The sequence below is a fragment of the Corallococcus sp. AB018 genome (assembly GCF_003986945.1).
GTDB lineage: Bacteria > Myxococcota > Myxococcia > Myxococcales > Myxococcaceae > Corallococcus > Corallococcus exiguus.
On sequence record NZ_RAWR01000032.1, the window covers coordinates 38,654 to 56,607 of the forward strand.

At 69.6% G+C, this 17,954-nt stretch carries 16 protein-coding genes and 1 pseudogene; 11 read left to right on the plus strand and 6 right to left on the minus strand.

The window, feature by feature from the left end; all coding sequences use genetic code 11:
• Nucleotides 1-10: 10 nt before the first annotated feature.
• From cysC to cysD, 3 genes are read right to left on the minus strand one after another with little or no spacing between them, the layout of a single operon-like run.
• Nucleotides 11-571, minus strand: a complete 561-nt coding sequence (gene cysC, locus D7Y11_RS09540; protein WP_120578876.1) for an adenylyl-sulfate kinase — start codon at nt 569-571, stop codon at nt 11-13.
• Nucleotides 572-581: 10 nt separating this feature from the next.
• Nucleotides 582-1,847, minus strand: coding sequence for a sulfate adenylyltransferase subunit 1 (locus D7Y11_RS09545; protein WP_120578875.1), 1,266 nt, complete (start codon nt 1,845-1,847; stop codon nt 582-584).
• Nucleotides 1,847-2,758, minus strand: a complete 912-nt coding sequence (gene cysD / locus D7Y11_RS09550; protein WP_167548012.1) for a sulfate adenylyltransferase subunit CysD — start codon at nt 2,756-2,758, stop codon at nt 1,847-1,849. The genes D7Y11_RS09545 and cysD overlap by 1 nt, the downstream gene beginning before the upstream one ends.
• Nucleotides 2,759-2,987: 229 nt before the next feature.
• Between cysD and D7Y11_RS09555 the strand changes: the two genes are divergently transcribed.
• Nucleotides 2,988-3,761: a thioesterase II family protein gene (locus D7Y11_RS09555; RefSeq protein WP_120578873.1), complete on the plus strand. Its 774-nt coding sequence runs from the start codon at nt 2,988-2,990 to the stop codon at nt 3,759-3,761.
• On the opposite strand, the gene D7Y11_RS09560 is transcribed toward D7Y11_RS09555, so the two are convergent.
• The gene (locus D7Y11_RS09560) at nt 3,758-4,540 is read right to left on the minus strand and encodes a 4'-phosphopantetheinyl transferase superfamily protein (RefSeq protein WP_120578872.1); all 783 of its coding nucleotides are present in this window, start codon (nt 4,538-4,540) and stop codon (nt 3,758-3,760) included. The two genes, D7Y11_RS09555 and D7Y11_RS09560, sit on opposite strands and share 4 nt — an antisense overlap.
• A gap of 104 nt (nt 4,541-4,644) precedes the next feature.
• On the opposite strand from D7Y11_RS09560, the gene D7Y11_RS09565 reads away from it, so the two are divergent.
• The 10 genes from D7Y11_RS09565 to uraH all read left to right on the plus strand — a co-directional run bounded on the left by D7Y11_RS09565 (nt 4,645) and on the right by uraH (nt 15,091).
• Nucleotides 4,645-5,832, plus strand: a complete 1,188-nt coding sequence (locus D7Y11_RS09565) for a phosphatase domain-containing protein (protein WP_121754912.1) — start codon at nt 4,645-4,647, stop codon at nt 5,830-5,832.
• A gap of 194 nt (nt 5,833-6,026) precedes the next feature.
• Nucleotides 6,027-7,280 (plus strand): glycosyltransferase family 2 protein, encoded by a 1,254-nt coding sequence (locus D7Y11_RS09570; protein WP_121754911.1) that lies wholly within the window; start codon nt 6,027-6,029, stop codon nt 7,278-7,280.
• Complete coding sequence (locus tag D7Y11_RS09575) at nt 7,277-8,377, plus strand: hypothetical protein (protein ID WP_121754910.1); 1,101 nt, start codon at nt 7,277-7,279, stop codon at nt 8,375-8,377. Before D7Y11_RS09570 ends, D7Y11_RS09575 begins: the two co-directional genes overlap by 4 nt.
• Nucleotides 8,378-8,409: 32 nt before the next feature.
• Nucleotides 8,410-9,537 carry a hypothetical protein gene (locus tag D7Y11_RS09580; protein ID WP_121754909.1) on the plus strand — a complete coding sequence of 376 codons (1,128 nt, stop codon included), beginning with the start codon at nt 8,410-8,412 and terminating at the stop codon, nt 9,535-9,537.
• Nucleotides 9,534-10,319 carry a hypothetical protein gene (locus D7Y11_RS09585; protein WP_233605164.1) on the plus strand — a complete coding sequence of 262 codons (786 nt, stop codon included), beginning with the start codon at nt 9,534-9,536 and terminating at the stop codon, nt 10,317-10,319. The genes D7Y11_RS09580 and D7Y11_RS09585 overlap by 4 nt, the downstream gene beginning before the upstream one ends.
• A gap of 89 nt (nt 10,320-10,408) precedes the next feature.
• Nucleotides 10,409-11,851: an FAD/NAD(P)-binding protein gene (locus D7Y11_RS09590; protein ID WP_121754908.1), complete on the plus strand. Its 1,443-nt coding sequence runs from the start codon at nt 10,409-10,411 to the stop codon at nt 11,849-11,851.
• Nucleotides 11,848-13,194, plus strand: coding sequence for an allantoinase AllB (allB, locus tag D7Y11_RS09595; protein ID WP_126933533.1), 1,347 nt, complete (start codon nt 11,848-11,850; stop codon nt 13,192-13,194). The genes D7Y11_RS09590 and allB overlap by 4 nt, the downstream gene beginning before the upstream one ends.
• Nucleotides 13,195-13,221: 27 nt before the next feature.
• Nucleotides 13,222-14,244, plus strand: coding sequence for an allantoicase (alc, locus tag D7Y11_RS09600; RefSeq protein WP_120578865.1), 1,023 nt, complete (start codon nt 13,222-13,224; stop codon nt 14,242-14,244).
• Entirely contained in the window at nt 14,241-14,753 is a 513-nt protein-coding gene (uraD, locus tag D7Y11_RS09605; protein WP_126933534.1) for a 2-oxo-4-hydroxy-4-carboxy-5-ureidoimidazoline decarboxylase, read from the plus strand. Before alc ends, uraD begins: the two co-directional genes overlap by 4 nt.
• On the plus strand, nt 14,750-15,091 hold the full coding sequence (uraH, locus tag D7Y11_RS09610) for a hydroxyisourate hydrolase (RefSeq protein WP_014397447.1): 342 nt from the start codon (nt 14,750-14,752) through the stop codon (nt 15,089-15,091). Before uraD ends, uraH begins: the two co-directional genes overlap by 4 nt.
• 20 nt (nt 15,092-15,111) lie before the next feature.
• Here the strand turns inward: uraH and D7Y11_RS09615 are convergent, their stop codons facing one another.
• Nucleotides 15,112-16,743 carry a Rieske 2Fe-2S domain-containing protein gene (locus D7Y11_RS09615; protein WP_121754904.1) on the minus strand — a complete coding sequence of 544 codons (1,632 nt, stop codon included), beginning with the start codon at nt 16,741-16,743 and terminating at the stop codon, nt 15,112-15,114.
• A gap of 248 nt (nt 16,744-16,991) precedes the next feature.
• Nucleotides 16,992-17,756, minus strand: a pseudogene (locus D7Y11_RS09620) (carbohydrate-binding protein); the annotation flags it as partial.
• Nucleotides 17,757-17,954: the final 198 nt, after the last annotated feature.

Here is a 17,954-nt window from a genome sequence, read left to right on the forward strand (position 1 = left end):
GGCCCTTGCCTTAAGCGGCGCTCGCGGCCGGAGCCAGGAGCCCCCGGTCGCGCAGCGTGTCGAGGATGCGCTCCAGCCCCGCATCCACCGTCTCCGCGTCGGAGCGGACGGTGATTTCCGGGGACTCGGGCGGCTCGTACGGGTCCGACACGCCGGTGAAGTGCGGAATCTCCCCGGCCAGGGCCTTCTTGTAGAGCCCCTTCACGTCACGGGCGATGAGCGCGTCCAGGCTGGCCTGGACGTAGCACTCCAGGAACGGGATGCCGGCCTGGGTGGCCAGGGCGCGCACCTCGTCCCGGGAGTTCTTGTACGGCGAGATGGCGGCGGTGATGACGCCCACCTCGTGCTTCGCCAGCACGCGCGCCACGTAGCCGATGCGCCGGACGTTCTCCTCGCGGTCCGCGCGGCTGAAGCCCAGGCCGCGGGAGAGGTACGTGCGCACCTCGTCCCCGTCGAGCAGCTCCACGCGCTGCACGGGCGACAGCTGCCGTGCCACCGCGGCGGACAACGTGCTCTTGCCCGCGCCGGACATGCCAGTGAACCAGAGGATGAAGCCCGGACGCTGTTGCATCGCCACTCCCCTACCTGTCCACCGCGGGACCGTTGATCATCCCCGCGCCCACGGTGGCGTTGGTGCCCTCGTCCACGAGGATGAAGCTGCCGGTGCTGCGGTTGCGCCGGTACTCGTCGAAGAAGAGCGGCACCGTCGTGCGCAGCGTCACCCGGCCCACCTCGTTGAGCTTCAGGCCGGGGCTCTGGTCGTCGCGGTGCAGCGTGTTGACGTCCAGCCGGTAGTGCAGCTGCTTCACCATGGCGCGCGCCATGCGGGTGGTGTGCTTGATGGCCAGACGCGAGCCGCTGTTGAGCTGCGTCGAGTCCGACAGCCAGCACACCATCGCGTCGATGTCCTGGCTCGCGGTGGGCGGGTTGCCCGGGCGGCACAGCATGTCGCCGCGGCTGATGTCCAGCTCCTCCTCCAGCGACACGTTCACCGACATGGGCGGGAACGCCTCCGTCAGCGGCTTGCCGGCCAGCTCCAGCGCCTTGATGCGCGTGGTGAAGCCGGACGGCATCACCATCACCTCGTCGCCCGGGCGCATCACGCCGCCCAAGAGCTGCCCGGAGTACGCGCGGTAGTCGTGGAACTTCTTCGCGGACGCGGGCCGGATGACGCCCTGCACGGGGAAGCGCAGGTGGATGAGGTCCCGGTCGGACGCGATGTGCACGTTCTCCAGGTGGTGCAGGAGCGTGGGGCCCTGGTACCAGGACATCTTCTCCGAGCGCGTCACCACGTTGTCCCCGCCCAGCGCGGAGATGGGGATGAACGACAGGTCGGACACGTCCAGCTTCATGGAGAACTGGCGGAACTCCTCCCGGATGCGGTCGAAGACGCCCTGGTCGTAGTCCACCAGGTCCATCTTGTTCACGCACAGCACCAGGTGCGGCACGCGCAGCAGCGACGCGATGAACGCGTGGCGCCGCGTCTGCTCCAGCACGCCCTTGCGCGCGTCCACCAGGATGAGCGCCAGGTCCGCCGTGGACGCACCCGTCACCATGTTGCGCGTGTACTGCAGGTGTCCGGGCGTGTCCGCGATGATGAACTTGCGCTTCGCCGTGGAGAAGTAGCGGTACGCCACGTCGATGGTGATGCCCTGCTCGCGCTCGGCCTTCAGGCCGTCCAGGAGCAGCGCCAGGTTGACGTACTCGTCGCCCCGGGCCTGGCTCGTGCGCTCCACAGCGGCGAGCTGGTCCTCGAGGATGGACTTCGTGTCGTACAACAGCCGCCCGATGAGGGTGCTCTTGCCGTCATCCACGGAGCCCGCGGTCGCGAATCTCAGCAGTTCCACTAGAAGTATCCCTCGCGCTTGCGGTCTTCCATCGCCGTCTCAGAGAACTTGTCGTCCGCGCGGCTGGCGCCACGCTCCGTCACGCGGGAGGCCGTCACCTCATCGATGACCTGCGCCACCGTGGACGCGGTGGACGGCACGCACGCGGTGCACGTCATGTCGCCCACGGTGCGGAAGCGCACCGTCTCCGTCGTCACCGTCTCGCCGGGAATCATGGACATGAAGGGCGACCAGGCCATCAGCATGCCGTCCCGGCGGAACACCTCGCGCCGGTGCGTGTAGTAGATGGACGGCAGCGCCACGTTCTCCCGGCCGATGTACTGCCAGATGTCCAGCTCGGTCCAGTTGGACAGGGGGAACACGCGCAGGTGCTCACCGCGGCGGTGGCGGCCGTTGTAGAGCGACCACAGCTCCGGCCGCTGGTTCTTCGGATCCCACTGGCCGAACTCGTCGCGGAAGGAATAGACGCGCTCCTTCGCGCGGGCCTTCTCCTCGTCGCGCCGGGCTCCGCCGAAGACGGCGTTGAAGCCGTTCTTCTCGATGGCCTCCAGCAGCGGCTGCGTCTGCAGGCGGTTGCGGGACGCGCGAGGACCCTTCTCCTCCGTCAGCTTCCCCGCGTCGATGGCCTCCTGCACGGACGCGACGATGAGCCGCGCGCCCAGTTCCGCCACCCGTTCATCGCGATACTGGATGACCTCCGGGAAGTTGTGCCCCGTGTCCACGTGCATCAGCGGAAACGGCAGCGGTGCGGGCCAGAAGGCCTTGACCGCCAGGTGCAACATCACCGCGGAGTCCTTCCCACCGGAGAAGAGCAGCACCGGCCGGTCCAGCTCCGCCGCGACTTCCCGGATGATGAAGATGGACTCGGCTTCCAGCGCCTCAAGATGTGAAAGCTCGTAGCTCACGGTCAGGCAAGCTACCACAACCCTTCCCACGCCCAACCGTGGCCGTGAAGGTTTCCGCTTCCGCGAGTGTGAGACACGCCGGATGCGACATGCCGGAGGGGGCGATGAAACATGGCCGGAGGACCTGCTGGGATGGATGTTTCACGGCCCCACTCCGGGTGCGTGCCCGGGGCCCCCACGCGGTGTGCGGGAGGCGGTTTCCGTGAGGGGGGCGCATGGTATAGACGGCCGCGCCATGGCAAGCGCAACCCCTCCCGTCCTCGACCGTTGGTTCCCGTCCCGCAAGCCGCTCCCGGAGCCGCGCCTGCGCCTGTTCTGCCTGCCGTTCGCCGGCGGGAGCGCGGCCATCTACCAGTCCTGGGGCATGGCGCTGCCCACGGGCGTGGAGCTGTGCGCGGTGCAGCTGCCCGGGCGCGAGCGGCGCCTGATGGAGCCCGCGCTCAAGTCCATGCCGGAGCTGATGGACGTGCTGATGCCGGCGCTGACGCCGCTGATGGACCGGCCCTTCGCGCTGTTCGGCTACAGCATGGGGGCGCGCATCGGCCTGGAGGTGGCCCGGACGCTGAAGCGCCAGGGCGGCCCGAAGCCGCTGGGCTTCATCGCCGCGGCGGCGCCCCCGCCGTCGCACAACGACCGGGAGCCCATCCACACGCTGGATGATGCGGGGTTCATCGCGAAGCTGCGCGAGTACGACGGCACGCCGGAGGAGGTCCTCCAGCACAAGGAGCTGCTGGAGCTCATCCTCCCCACGCTGCGAGCGGACTTCGCGCTGGCCTGGTCGGAGAACGGCAAGGACACGGCCCCGTTGGACATCCCGCTGTCCGTGTACGCGGGCAAGGGGGACAAGCACGTGGGCCTGGACATGATGGAGCACTGGCGCGCGGAGTCCACCGCCGACGTGCGCCTCCGCCACTTCGAGGGAGGCCACTTCTTCATCCGCACGCACGGGCCGCCGGTGCTGGCGGCCGTGCGCGAGGACCTGACGCGCTGGATGACGACGCAGGGTTAGGCCGTCTTGATGACCGGGGCCATGTCCCCGGCCAGCGGCACGGTGTGCTGCCAGCGCACCGTGAGCGCCCCGCTCCGGGGCCTGCGGAAGGCCAACGCCGCCTGGTGCCGGGCGGACGGCTTGTGCTGCATGAACTGCCACACGTCCGGCAGGTCGTTCATCCGCGGGTCGAAGCTGATGCCGGGCATCTGTCCCGGCACCAGATCGAAGCCGAACTGATCCAACGGCAAGGAAAGGCCCGCGCCGCGCGCCTTGATGTAGGCCTCCTTCAGGGTCCAGTACTCGAAGAAGCGCTCACGCTGGCGCTCCTTGGGCAGCGAGCGCAGGGCCTGCACCTCCGTCTTCGCGAAGTAGTGGTCGGCGATCTCCACCGTCTCGCCGGGCCGCTCCGCGTCTTCGATGTCCGCGCCCAGGTCCACGTCCCGGCCCACCGCGACCAGGGCCATGCCATCCGTGTGGCTCAGGTTGAAGCGCAGCCACTGGCCCTCGGGACCCACGATGGCGGGACGGCCGTACTCGTTGGGGACGAAGCGCCAGGCCTCCGGCGCGACGGGCGCGTAGCGCGACAGGGTCAGCCGCACCAGCGCGTGGGACACCAGGTACTGCCGCTGGTGCCGCTCGAAGTGGAAGCGCCGCTGCCGCTCGCGCTCGCTGGGGTCCAACAGGGCCTTGTAGGCCTCCAGGAGGCGCGGGTCGTCGATGCGCTCGGGTTCGACGATCCACACGTGGACCTCGTCGGGGCGCAGGTCGAGGGGCGTGGAAGAGAGGGACACCGTCATGTCGTGCAGGCAATCAGGAACCGCCGCGCCTGTCACGGGGGCTGGTCCGGCCGCTCGGCGGGCGCGTAGGCTTCACCGCCCTACGCTGAGGGGGAGAGACACGCATGGACCTGACCACCGCGACGACGAAGCTCCAGGCGCTGCGCCGGGACATGACGGGCCACACGGACCGGAACGACGAGCGCCGCATCCTGGACCTGCTGGAGGGCGCCACCAGCGAGGAGCTGAACTTCCTCCTGTCCAACGTGGACCTGGTGCGCCTGCTGTCGGACCTGGATGACCGGCTGGTGGGCCCGGACAACCACACGGCGCTCCTGGACCTGCTGTGCACGCGCCGCGCGGCGGAGCTGTCCCTGCCGGTGCGCGCGTCGCTGGCCACCGCGCTCCAGAAGGGCGCCACGCCCGCGCAGGCGGAAGCGCGGCTGCGCGACCTGTTCCTGGGACTGAAGGGCCGCGAGCTGACCGGGTTCAAGAACCTGCTGGAGGCGGGCGGCGAGTACCACGACCTGCACAAGCTGGTGTTCGACGACGTGGACGACATGGTGGTGCGCACCGAACTGCTCGCCCACTTCCAGCGCGAGGCGCAGGCCTTTCCCAGCGGCGAGAACAAGGTCCTGAGCGACATCGACGACACGTTCTTCGCCAACTGGGTGGACCAGCGCTACCCGCCGAAGACGGTGTACCCGGGCGTGCTCGCGTTCTACCAGGAGCTGGACCGGGGGCCGGGCATCATCCCGGGCCGCGCGGGCGACCTCGTCTTCGTGAGTGCGCGCCCGCAGGATCCGCTGGGCCTCATCGAGAACGCGACGCTGGACTCGCTGAGCAAGCGCGGCGTGCCGCTGGCGGTGATGCTCTCCGGCAGCTTCTTCTACCTCGTGGGCAACACGCGCATCGCGCAGAAGAAGTTCGAGAACTTCGAACAGTACGCGCGCCTCTTCCCCGAGTACGGCTTCGTCTTCGTGGGCGACAGCGGCCAGGGCGACGTGGAGTTCGGCGCCCGCATGCGCGAGTCCCTGCCCCAGGCGGTGCGCGCCGTGTTCATCCACGACGTGGTGGCGACGCCGCCGGAGCAGCGGGACGCCTGGCGCGCGAAGCACGTCTTCTTCTTCGACACGTACGTGGGCGCGGCGGTGGACGCGTTCCACGCAGGCGTCATCTCCCGCGACGGCGTGGACCGCATCGCCGCCGCCGCGACCGAATCACTGGCGGCCATCGCATTCCCCTCCCCGGCCCTGCGTCAGGCACGGGAGGCGGAGCTGGAGCGCGATCTGGCCCTGTTGCGGACGTTTTGAGCCCGCGCTGAAGGCCCGCGCCGCACGGTTTCCATCACCGGGCAGCCCACCGGTCCCGGACAGTTGGCGGGACGTACGAGGCACCCCAACCTTCCGGGCGCTTCACAGGGGTGAAGCGGCCGTCTGGGGACGGAAGGAAGGGCTCCGGGAGGTTCCCGGGGCCCTTCCGGGGCGTGAGGGGGCGCGCGGGACCGATGGAACTGTTTCCCATCCATTTGCTGTTCATCGTCGTCTTGATGAACCGCTACATCCTCGGCCCCTTCCTGCGGCGGCTGAAGGGGCGACGGTTCGAACGGGTGGACGACTCCTACCGTCCGAAGGTCGCCATCGTCGTTCCCCTGTTCAACGAAGGCCAGGGCATCTTCCACACCGTCCGGGCCCTGCTGGACCAGGACTATCCCAGCGAGCTCACCGAGATCATCGTCGTGGATGACTGCTCGCGCGACGACAGCGTCGCGTGGGCCACCAAGGCCGCGGAGGGCCACCCCAACGTCCGGGTGATGCGCAACCCGGAGAACATGGGCAAGCGCAAGGGCATCAACCGGGGCGTCCGCGCCGCGGTGGACGCGGAGATCATCGTCTCCGTGGACTCAGACGTGGTGGTGGAGAAGAGCGCCGTGCGCCAGCTCATCCGCCGCTTCGTGCACCCGAATGTCGCCGCGGTGGGCGGGCGCACCTTCGTCATCAACCGTCACCAGAACTGGCTGACGCGGATGATCGAAATCAAGTTCCACTTCGCCCAGAAGTGGCTGAAGGACCTGGAGCGCTCGTTCCGTCAGGTGATGTGCCTGTCCGGTTGCCTGACGGCGTATCGCCGTTCCGTGCTGCTGGAGCTGGAGCCCATCCTGGAGGCGCGCGCCATCGCGGGCATCCCCATCAAGTACGGCGAGGACCGCTTCCTCACGCGGCAGATCGTCAAGCACGACTACGAGACGGTCTACACGCTGGACGCGTACTGCTTCACCGCCGCGCCCTCCACGCTCGCGGGCTACTTCAGCCAGCAACTGCGCTGGCGGCGCTCCAACCTGGTGGACCTCATCTGCGGCCTGTCGCACGCGTGGCGGCTGCACCCGGTCATCACCGTGCACTACGTATCGCAGCTGGCGCTGCTGCTGGCGTACCCGGTGGTCATCGTCCACAACCTGCTCAACGGCGAGTTCTGGGACATCCTCGCGTTCCACTTCCTGGTGATTGGCCTGTTGGGCTTCATCTACCGGATGGAGACGCGCTACCTGCCGGAGGACCGGCGCGTGCACCCCGCGAGCTTCCTGCCCATGGCGCTGCTCATGCCGGTGACGTACGCGCTCTTCACGCCGCTGGCGCTGCTGACGCTCGACTCCGGGAGCTGGGAGACGCGCGGCAGTCCCACGACGGCGCCGGCGCCCTCCCCCGTTCCCGCCCCCGCGAAGCTCACGTCCAACTCCGCAGGCGAAGGAACCCCGTCATGAACCAGCAGGTCGCCAACCGGCTCAACTCCATCGCGGTGACCGCCTACAAGTTCATGGGCTCGGTGCTGCTGGCGCTGATCCTCCTGGGCCTGATGTCGTTCCTCGTGGTGCAGGGCTTCTTCCTGGCGAGCAACAGCTGGGCGGCGCCCACCATCCTGTCTCCCACCGACCCCAACGTGCTGGCGCTCAACGCGCAGGCGGCGCAGCAGGAGTCGGAGCGGGACGGGTTGATGGCCCGAAGGCGAGAGGCGTCGGACCGGCTCCTGGAGGCCGAGCGGACCGTGGCCGCGGAGCGGTCCTTCCAGCAGCGCTTCGTGGTGGCGCTCAAGGGGGAGAAGCGCTCCCGCGACCGGCTGGCGAGGCGGCTGTCCGCGCTGCGCCAGGAGTACCTGCGCACGGGTGAGGAGATCGCCGAGTCCAACCGCGCGTTCAGCGGCCTGTCCCGCACGCGGACGAACGCGCTCTACGGCGCGAAGCTGATGGAGCGGGAGGACGTGCTCACCGCCAACCACCACCTGGCGCAGATGGCGCAGAGCAACCTGTCCCTGGCGCAGGAGACGGTGGACCTGGACATGCGCCTGGACACGCTCCGGCGCGAGAGTGAGGGGCTCACCGCCGCGGAGAACGGCCTGGGCCGCGACACCGCCTCCGAAGGCCTGACGACGGACACGCTGCTGCTGGAGCGTGAATACACGCAGTCGGTGCTGGCGCTGGCCCGCGCGGACGCGCAGCGCAAGAGCCTGGAGGCGGACGTGCGCGCGCTGGACGACCGCATCCGCCGCTTCGACCACCTGCTCCAGGTGGTGCATGGCTCGCCGTACCTGAAGGCGGTGGAGCAGAACCTCAACGTGGCCTTCGTGCCCTACGAGAACCTGCCCAACGCCCGGGCCGGCACCCCGCTCTACACCTGCGCGCTCAAGATCTTCTGGTGCCGCGAGGTGGGCGTCGTGGGGCCCGTGCTGGAGGGTGAGATCTCCCAGCAGCACCCCATCCGCCAGTACCACTTGCGGGGCGTGATGGTGGAACTCCAGCTTCGGGATGCGCCAAGCGCGCGCGAGCCGCTGCTTCACCTGGGCCATCCCCCGTTGATGCTGTGAACCCCGTCGTGAAATCGGAAAGGAAGCGGAGGATGCGGACGAGCCTCGCGAGGGGAGCCCTGCTGGGGCTCGGGTTGTGGGCGGGCGTGGCGCCGGCGGAAGAAGCGGGGACGGTGCGGGCCCAGGGAGACCTCGCGAAGGGCTATTGCGAACGCGTGCGCGGCACCGCGAAGGCGGAGGCCGTGCTGGAGCTGGCGCCGGAGGTGTTCGCCAGTGTGGGCGCGGTGAACGCGGGCGACGCCACGGGAGGCTCGGACGACTTTCCCCTGGGCTCTCCCAAGCTGCGCGTCACCGCGGGGCTGGGCTACGACTTCGTGGGCCTCTACCGGGGCCACACGCTGCGCTCGCGCGCGGAGGCCGAGTGTCGCCGCTATCAGGCGCTCGCCGCGCTCCAGAGCGCCGTGGATCAGGGCTCGCGGCTGGGGGAAGCGGCGGCGCTGGACGCACGCTCCCGGGCCCTGGCCACCTCCCTGCCCCGCGCGGAGGAGCTGGTGGCCCATCTGCGCGACGACCTGCGCGACGGCGGCGCGACGCTGGAGGAGCTCAACGCGGTGCAGGTGCGGTTGGATCATCTGCGCTCGCTCGCGCGCGACACCGCCCAGGCCCGCGAGCGGCTGGCGCTCGAACCCGCGGTGCCGGAAGGGCAGACCCTGGGCGCGCTGATCAGCGCCTTCGAGGCCGCGGATGATCAAGTCGAGGTCCTGTCCGGCGGCCTGCGCACGGCGGGCGCGTGGCGCCTGAGCGTGCGCGGCGGCTACGACGAGGTCTTCGACGTGGACCAGAGCACGCCCCTCTTCGGCCAGCTCACGCTGGGCTACAACCTGGGCCAGCTGTGGCAGGGCCGGGCCAACGCCCAGGCTCGCGAGGGCCGCCGCCTGGAGTCGCGCGACGCGGTGGATGGAGCGCCCCGGCGGGTGCGCCAGCTCCTGGGCGAATTGCGCATCACCGAGCGCAGCGAGCAGCAGCGCCTGGGCGAGGTGTCCGCGCTGGTGTCCGACCTGCAGGGCCAGCTGCGCGAGGTGGAGCAGTTGCAGACGCGGCAGGTGCGCCGCTTCCGGGACTACCTGCTGCTGGAGCTGGCGCGACTGCAGGCGGAGCAGGCCTACCTGGGCGCGCATCTGAAGACCCTCCGCACGCTTCTGGGGGAAACGGGCCCATGAGCGACGCAAGGCAACGGCGGTGGGTGGCGCTCGGGACGTCGGGCGTGTTGATGCTGTGGGCGGGCGCACTGCTCCTGAGCCACGGCGCCTGCAACAGCGCGAGGAAGCCCATGGAATCCCCCGCATCCTCCAGCACGCGCGCGCTGCGCACCGACCCTCCGGCCACGAAGAACGGACTGGCCCCCGTCACGCGGGGGCAGCTGCACGTCACCGAAGGCCAGGTCGAGAACCTCCAGGAGGAAGAGGAACAGGATGGGACGCAGTTCGCCATCGAGGGGCCGCGCCAGCGCGCGGTCGTTCCGGAAACGACGGGGGACGAGGCGGAGCTGCGCTTCACGTGGTTGGGCGCCACCAGCGAGGTGGTTCCGCTGGCGTCGGGCCAGCAGCGCGAACAGGCGGGCCTCAAGCTGCGCGCGCGGGACGGCTGCAACGTCATCTACGCCATGTGGCGCATCGCGCCCTCCGCGGGCATCGTGGTCCAGTTCAAATCCAACCCTGACGACCACGAGAGCCGCGAGTGCGGCAACGCGGGCTACACCACCGTGCGGCCGCGCTTCATGGAGCCGTTGGATCGGCTGTCCCCCGGTGAGTCCCACGTGCTGCGCGCCCGCATCGACGCGAACGTGCTGACCGTGTACGCGGACGGTGTGCGCGTCTGGGAGGGATTGCTGCCCCCCGACGCGCTCGGCCTGGAAGGCCCCGCCGGGATGCGCACGGACAACGCGCGCGTGCGCTTCGAGCTGCTCGTGCCCCAGGCGGCCGGCCCCACCTCGCACCTCTGAGGCGGTCGTCCGGAACCCGCCCGTCGGGGCGAATGGCTGGGGGGCCCCCCTTGCATGGAAGATCCGGGCGTGGGTTGCTTGAGGCACCGATGCCCGACCGCGATCCGCTGGCCTCGACGTATCGTCCACCGCAGGGCCTGGAGGCGTTGGAAGACGCCCTCCGCCGCGACCTGGACATCCTGTCCTACCCTGCCCGCGGCTGGGTGCCGCCGCGCTCCACTCCGGACGGCCGTCCCATCCTGGACGTGCTCGTCGTGGGCGGAGGCCAGAGCGGGCTGGGGGCCGCGTTCGGGCTGATGCGCGAGCGCGTGACGAACGTGCTCGTGCTGGACGACGGCAGGGACGGCTTCCACGGGCCCTGGAAGACGTTCGCGCGGATGATCACCCTGCGCACGCCCAAGTACCTCACCGGTGCGGACTACAACATCCCCAACCTCTCCTTCCGCGCCTGGTACGAAGCGCAGCACGGCGCGGAGGGCTTCCAGCAGGTGGCCCTCATCCCGAAGGAGCTGTGGGCGGACTACCTCCTCTGGTACCGGCGCGTGCTGGGCATCCCGGTGAAGTGCGGCACCAAGGCGGGCGCGCTGCGCTGGCGCGCGGACCTGGACTGCTTCGAGGTCCCCGCCGCGCACAACAACGAGGCGGAGTTCCTCCTCGCGCGCAAGGTGGTGCTGGCCACCGGCATCGACGGCTCCGGCCGCTGGGAGGCGCCGCCAGAGGTGCAGCCGCTGCCGCGCGCGCTGTGGGCACACACGCATGACCCCATCGACTTCGCCGCGCTGAAGGGCAAGCGCGTGGGAGTGCTGGGCGCGGGGGCCTCCGCGTTCGACAACGCCTCCGTGGCGCTGGAGATGGGCGTGGGCCAGGTGGACCTGTTCTACCGCCGCAAGAAGCTGCCCAACGTGAACCCCTACCGCTGGGCGGAGTTCGCGGGCTTCCTGCGCCACCACGGCGACCTGCCGGACGCGCAGCGCTGGCGCTTCATCCGGCAGATCATCGACATGGGCCAGCTGCCGCCGCGCGACACCTTCGAGCGCGCCCGCCGCCACCCGCACTTCCACCTGCACGCGGAGAGTCCCTGGGTGGAGGTGAAGGCGCAGGACGGCATGGCCGTGGTGCGCACGCCGCACGCGACGCACGCGTTCGACTTCCTCATCATCGCGTCCGGCTTCACCACGGACCTGTCGCTGCGGCCGGAGCTGGCGGAGCTGCACCCGCACATCGCGCTGTGGAAGGACCGCTTCACGCCGCCGGAGAACGAACGGAACGCGGACCTGCTGCGCCACCCGTACCTGGGCCCCTCCTTCGAGTTCCAGGAGAAGCAGCCCGGCACCGCGCCATGGCTGGGCGGCGTGTTCAACTACACCTTCGGGTGCCTGCTCTCGTTGGGCTTCGGCGGCGCCAGCATCTCCGGCATGAAGTACAGCCTGCCCCGCCTGGTGGGCGGCATCACGAAACAGCTCTACCTGGATGACAGCGAGCGCCACTTCCGCGCGCTCGCGGACTACGCGACGACGGAGTTCGAGACGTGAGTGCATCTGTAACCGTGTTTCGCAGCGAGCGCGTGGTGACGCCCGAGGGCACGCGCGCCGCGGCGGTGGTGGTGCGCGACGGGCGCATCGAAGGCATCCACGCGACGGTGGACGTGCCGAAGGACGCGCAGGTGGTGGACCTGGGCCGGGACGCGCTGTTGCCCGGCATCGTGGACAGCCACGCGCACATCAACGAGCCCGGCCGCACGGACTGGGAGGGCTTCGCCACGGCGACGGCGGCGGCGGCGGCGGGCGGCATCACCACCGTGGTGGACATGCCGCTCAACTCCATCCCCGCGACCACGTCCCTGGCCGCGCTGCGCACCAAGGCGGAGGCCGCGTCCGGCCAGTGCGCCATCGACTACGGCCTGTGGGGCGGCGTCATCCCCGGCAACGCCCACGAGCTCCAGGCGATGGTCGACGCGGGCGCGCCGGGCTTCAAGTGCTTCCTCGTGCACTCGGGCGTGGATGAGTTCCCCGCCGCCACGCGCGAGGTGCTGGACGCGGCCATGCCCATCCTCGCGAAGGCGGGCGTGCCGCTGCTGGTCCACGCGGAGCTGACGGACCATGAACCGCCCTTCGCGGGCGACGTGCGCGCGTATGCCAGCTACCTCGCGTCCCGTCCGGCCGCGTGGGAGGTGGACGCCATCCGGATGATGATCGACCTGTGCCGCAAGCACCGCGGCCCCGTGCACATCGTCCACCTGTCCGCGGCGGACGCGCTGGACGACATCGCGAAGGCGAAGGCGGAAGGGCTGCCCTTCACGGTGGAGACGTGCCCGCACTACCTCACCTTCACCTCGGAGGAGATTGAGGCCGGCGCCACCCACTTCAAGTGCGCCCCGCCCATCCGCGAGGCGGCCAACCGCGAGCGGCTGTGGGACGCGGTGAAGAGCGGCCTCATCGATCTGGTGGTGTCGGACCACTCGCCCTGCACGCCGGCGCTCAAGAAGCTGGAGGCCGGAGACTTCTCCGGCGCGTGGGGCGGCATCGCCGGCTTGCAGCTCAGCGTGTCCGCGGTGTGGACGGGCATGCGCGCGCACGGCCTGGGCCTGGACACGCTGGTGGAGCGCATGGCGCACCGCACCGCGAAGCTGGCCGGATTGTCGGGGCGCAAAGGAGCCATCCAGCCCGGGCTGGACGCGGACTTCGTCGTCTTCGCCCCGGAGGCGCGCTTCAAGGTGGCGCCCGAGGACATCCGCCACCGGCACCGGCTGACGCCCTACGCCGGACGCGAGCTGGAAGGCCGGGTGATGAGGACATACCTGCGCGGCCAGCGTATCTTCGACGCCACCGAGGGACTGACGGGCCCGCGCATCGGCCAATGGCTGCCGCGCGGCTAGCCCCGACGGTCCGGGAGAGGAATGCCGATGCAAGCCGAAGCACCCGGGGCGATGCACGTCGCCTTCGCTGACTTGATTGATCTCGCCGCACGCAAGGTGGGCGGCAAGGCCCTGCTGGCCAACGACGAGTTCTTCGCGCCCAAGGAGTCGATGTTGGAGGCCGGGCGCGGCGTCTTCATCGCGGACAAGTTCACGGAGCGCGGCAAGTGGATGGACGGCTGGGAGACGCGCCGCAAGCGCGTGCCCGGCTATGACTGGTGCATCGTGAAGCTGGGCCTGCCCGGCGCCATCCACGGCATCGACGTGGACACCAACCACTTCCTCGGCAACTTCCCCGAGTACGCCTCGCTGGAGGCGTGCGAGGTGGACGGAGACCCGTCGGCGGAGTCGCTGGCGGAGGACGTGTCGCGCTGGACGGAGCTGGTCCCCAAGCAGCGCCTGCGCGGCGGTTCGCGCAACCTCTTCCCGGTGGCGAACGAGCGGCGCTTCACGCACGTGCGCCTCAACATCTACCCGGACGGCGGCGTCGCTCGCCTGCGCGTGCACGGACAGGTGCTGCCGGACTGGCACGCCCTCAAGAAGGCCGGGCTGGTGGACCTGGCGGCGGCGGCCAACGGCGGCTCCGTCGTCACGTGCAACGATCAGTTCTTCGGCACGAAGGACAACCTCATCTTCCCGGGCCGCGCGGCGAACATGGGCGAGGGCTGGGAGACGCGCCGCAAGCGCGTGCCGGGCTTCGACTGGATCGTCGTGAAGCTGGCCACGGCGGGCACGCTGCGCCGCGCGGAGGTGGACACCCACTACTTCAAGGGCAACTTCCCGGACCGCTGCTCGCTGGAGGGCATCCACCTGGAGGAGCCGCTGCTGGACTTCGCCAACGCGACGCACCTCCCGTGGAAGGAGCTGTTGCCCCAGTCGAAGCTCCAGGCGGACCACTGCCACGTCTTCGAGAAGGAGCTGAAGGACGTGGGCCCCATCACCCACGTGCGCCTCAACATCTTCCCGGACGGCGGCGTCAGCCGGCTGCGCCTCTTCGGGGAGCCGGCGTGACGACGCCGCTGGAGCGCCTGAACACCGCCACGACGGAGGAGGCCACCGAGGCCTTCACCCGCTGCTGCGGCAGCACGAAGTGGGTCCAGCGGATGCTGGCCGTCCGCCCATTCCGCGACGCGGAGCACGTGTACGCGGAGGCCGTGGACGCCTGGGCGCGCACGGGGCCGGAGGACTGGAGGGAGGCCTTCACGCACCACCCGCGCATCGGCGACGTGTCGAAGCTGCGGGAGAAGTTCGCCTCCACCGCGCAGTGGTCGTCACAGGAGCAGAAGGGCGTGGCCAGCGCGGATGAAGGCGTCCTGCAGGCACTGTCCCAGGGCAACCGCGACTACGAGTCCCGCTACGGCTTCATCTTCCTCGTCTGCGCCACGGGCAAGAGCGCCTCGGAGATGCTGGACCTGCTCCAGGACCGCATGCACCACACCCCGGATGAAGAGCTGAAGATCGCGGCCGGGGAGCAGGCGAAGATCACCCGCATCCGACTGGAGAAGCTCCTCGCGTCATGAGCACCCTCAGCACGCATGTCCTGGACACGAGCACGGGCCGTCCCGCGGAGGGGCTCTCCCTCACGTTGGAGGCCCGCTCGGGCGAAGACTTCCGGGAGCTGTCCCGGGGCGTCACCAACGCGGATGGACGGGTGAAGGACCTGTCGGGCGCGAACACGAAGCTTCAGCCCGGCGTGTACCGCCTCACCTTCGACACCGGGGCCTGGTTCCAGGCCCGGGGGCAGCGGGGCTTCTACCCGTATGTGCAGGTCGTGTTCGAGGTCACCGCGACCGACGAGCACTACCACGTCCCGCTGCTCCTGAGCCCCTTCGGCTTCTCCACCTACCGGGGAAGCTGAAGGCCGGGGCAGCTGAAGCGTCAGACGCGCGGCGGTTCGACGGGCGCCTTGTCCACGGCGGGCGCCTTGTCGCCGCCGCGCTCCACCTTCTCCGGCTTGTCCGCGACGGGCTCCGCGCAGAGCGAGGAGTTGTTGGACTTGCACGCGCCGCCGTTCTGCAGGTCGAACTGCCAGCGGTGACGCGGGCACACCACGTAGCGGCCCTCCTCCACCCAGCCTTCGGCCAGGTCCGCGCCCTGGTGCGGGCAGAAGCGCTGGATGGTGAAGCGCTTGCCGCCGGCCTCCACCACGGTGCGCTCCTTCTGGGCCTCCGTGGCGCGGATGCCGTCGCAGAACTCGCGGATGTCCTCCACCTCCACGCCCAGGAAGCCGTGCAGCACGGGCTCGTAGACGTCCGGGTTGCGGGACAGCCGCAGACGGAAGGACAAGAGGAAGTCCTCCCAGTTCAGCTTCCGGTCCAACACGCGCACGATGTCGCTCGCGCTCACCTTCATCGCGTAGCGGCTCTTGTCGCGCATCTCCGTCACTTCATCCACGCGGCGGCCCTTGAAGTCCACGCGCAGCAGCCGCGTGGGCGCCTCCGTCAGCTCCACGTAGAACGGCATGCCCACGCGGTCGTGCAGATCCAACAGGTCCAGCTTGCGCTGCAGCTCCACGCGCAGGCGGGCGTGGATTTCATCCACCTCCTCGCGCATCAGGTTGCGGCGGCGCTCGCGGAAGACGTAGGCCATGTCCTTCGCGTACGTGTGGAGGTACTCCTTGAAGTTCTCCGTCGTCACGCGCTCCGGCACCTGGGACACGAACTCCAGCGAGCCCGCGTCCAGCACGTCCCCGGGCATGGGCTCCAGGTAGCGCGTGGGCAGCGTGGGCATGCGCTTCTCCAGGTAGGAGAAGAGCACGGACGCGCGCGGGAAGATGTTCACGTCCTGGAAGTTCAGGTTGAAGAGCGCCGGGTCCAGGAAGGCCGCCGGGCCCGCCGCCGCGATGTACGCGCGGGGCTGCACCACTTCCAACGCGCGCGCCACCGCCTCGAACTTGCTGTCGCGCTTCTTCAGGCTGATGGCCGAGTACGTCTCCTGCGGGTACTCGTAGCAGGTGGGGTGCCAGATGGCGCCGGAGAACTGGGCGGAGAAGACGTCGATGGGCCCCTCCTCCGCGATGACGCGCACCAGGCGGTCGTGCATCTTGCAGTCGTTGATGTTGAGGAAGCACTGCCCGTCGCCGCGCACCATCACGCTGGAGTCGCGGTTGGTGCCCTGTTCCGACACGAAGAGCTTGATGTAGCCGCCCTTGATGGGAATCTCGCGCGAGTCCTCGCACGCGATGACGCGCTTGCAGCCGTACTTCTCGAAGATGTCCCGCAGCTCCGAGCGGCGGAACTTGGGCACCAGCACGGTGAAGTCCCGCTTCGCGATGGTGGCCAGGAACTCCGGGTCGAAGTGATCCTTGTGCTCGTGGCTGATGTAGAGGAAGCGCTCCTTGCCCGGCGTCTCCAGCAGCTCCTTCACGCGCGGCGCCAGGTGGTGGTTGCGCGGCAGCTGCATCCACGCGGAGTCGAAGGCCCCCTGGGGCGTCAGCCACGGGTCCATGACGACGAGCGCTCCAGCGGTCTCCACCGCGAAGCCCGCATGACCCAGGAAGGTGATCCGCATGAACGTCGTCCCTCGTGTGGAAGGCCCGGCCGGGAAGACCGCGCCCTGGAGTGGCTGTGTGCGCGCGGCCCATGGCCCCGGCGTCAGCTAGGCTGCGAAGCTAGGGCGTCTCTTTCCAGCGGCACCCCGGCGCGCCCCTCCTGTCGGAAAGCCCACGCACGTCCCGTCAGGCCGCGAACAAAAAAAGAGGGAGGCCCACGTGGGCCCCCCTCTCTTGCTGCATTCAGGACGTGCGGCGTGCGGACTGACTAGGGCTGGATTTCCCGGACGCTCATCCACTTGAAGTCCACGTCCGAGGCGTTGTCCCAGCGGAACGTGGCGATGGGGCCGCCCCAGGTAATCGGCATGGCGCCCACGGAGCCGCCGCAGTGCTGGGCATCCCCGCCCCAGCCGCCGTCGTCGGTCATGTCGTAGACCTTGGTCCAGGTGACCTTGTCGGCGTTGTCGTTGAGGTACAGCTCCAGCTTCACCGCTTCCGCGCCGTTCGCACCCGGCACGTTGTGCATCACGGCCTTGAAGCCCACCCAGCGGCCCTTCAGCGCGGAGGCGGCCGGCTTGTACGGCGCCTGGTCGTAGGACACGTGCCAGGTCTCCTTCTCCCAGCGCACGCGGCCGTCGTAGTGCAGACCGCCCTTGTAGCTGCTGCCCTCGCAGCCGGAGTTGTTGTCGTTGTGCTTCCCGCCGCGCGCGTACCAGGCGAAGTTGTCCTGGTTGTTGTTCACCGCGTTGACCTTCACGAAGCCGGTCATCTCGATGTTCTTCCAATCGTTCGGCGCCTGCATGTAGCCGCGGCTCGCCAGCACGTCGCGGTCATACGTGGCGATCTGCTTCGCGTCGTAGCCCGAGGCCGGGAAGGCGCTCATGCGCACCTTCGTGCTCTTCATCTTCCAGGAGCCGTCCGCGTTGCGCGTGATGGTGCCCTGCGGATCGAAGCGCTTGTCCGCGGTGGCATCCTCCGCGAGCGCCCAGGACTCACCGCCCGGCAGTGAGGGGTACAGCATCGTCACGCCGAAGCCATCCACGCCCGACGGAGCAGGAGCTGGTGTGTCCTCCGGCGGTGCGGTGGGCGTGGGCGCCGTGGGGTCCTGCGGGGCCTCCGTCTCCGAGGGGACGGGCTCCGGAGTGCCCTCCGGCTCGGGGGCCGGCGTGGGCGTCGCGGGGACGCCAGGGGCTGGCTCTTATACACATCTGACGCTGCCGACGATAAGGCT